Annotated in this window: 2 pseudogenes; both read right to left on the bottom strand. The window is 68.1% G+C overall.

Annotation, left to right across the window (positions count from 1 at the left end):
* A pseudogene (locus tag F6S12_RS32610) lies at positions 1 to 392 on the bottom strand (cation-transporting P-type ATPase); the annotation flags it as partial.
* Positions 389 to 636, bottom strand: a pseudogene (locus F6S12_RS32605) (protease modulator HflK); the annotation flags it as partial. The pseudogenes F6S12_RS32610 and F6S12_RS32605, both read right to left, overlap by 4 nt.

The raw sequence follows: 636 nt of genomic DNA, 5'->3' as shown, positions 1-636 counted from the left end.
TCGATGGCTTCCTGGGAGCCGATCACGCTGCGCTCTTCCAGTACGTGGCCGAAGATCATGATGATCGGCAACAGGGCCGCGGTCAGCAGGTCGCCAGTGGCCCAGGCGCCGAGCATCGCCAGGGCGATCAGTTGGTCGGTTATGCCGTGCAGGCTCGGGTAACGCAGGCTGAACCAGGCCGAGCGCATCACCGGCACCGCCACCAGCAGCGAGGCGACACCCAACAGCAACTGGCTGACGCCCACCTGCCCTGGGGCCAGCCAGCGCCAGACCAGGCCAAGGGCCAGAAGCCCCAGGGCGAGCATGGCCAGGGTCAACTGGCGGGCGGCGCTGCGTTGCTCGGCCGAGGTCAGCATGCTGGCGGGGGGCGCGGCATGGGTGGTGGCAGTCATTGTTCGGCTCCCTGAATGATCAGGCGTGAATCGTCTTGGGGATTGACCGTGGTCACCGAACCGGCCTGCCCGAGAATCTTCGGCAGGCGTTCACGGTAGATTCGCAGCAGCATTTCCGGGTCGGTGCCGTTGCGCTGCGCCTGGGCCAGGCTCTGCACCGTGGCAGTCTGGGCCCGGGCCAGGGCCAGCCGTTCGCTGGCCTGGGCATGGGCCACTTGCAGGCTGCGGTCCGCCTGCTGGTTGG

It is taken from the genome of Pseudomonas sp. JV245A (assembly GCF_032424515.1).
GTDB classification, from domain to species: Bacteria; Pseudomonadota; Gammaproteobacteria; order Pseudomonadales; family Pseudomonadaceae; genus Aquipseudomonas; species Aquipseudomonas protegens.
The sequence above is the reverse complement of the archived record's forward strand: the minus strand, read 5'-3'. Positions and strand labels throughout refer to the sequence as shown.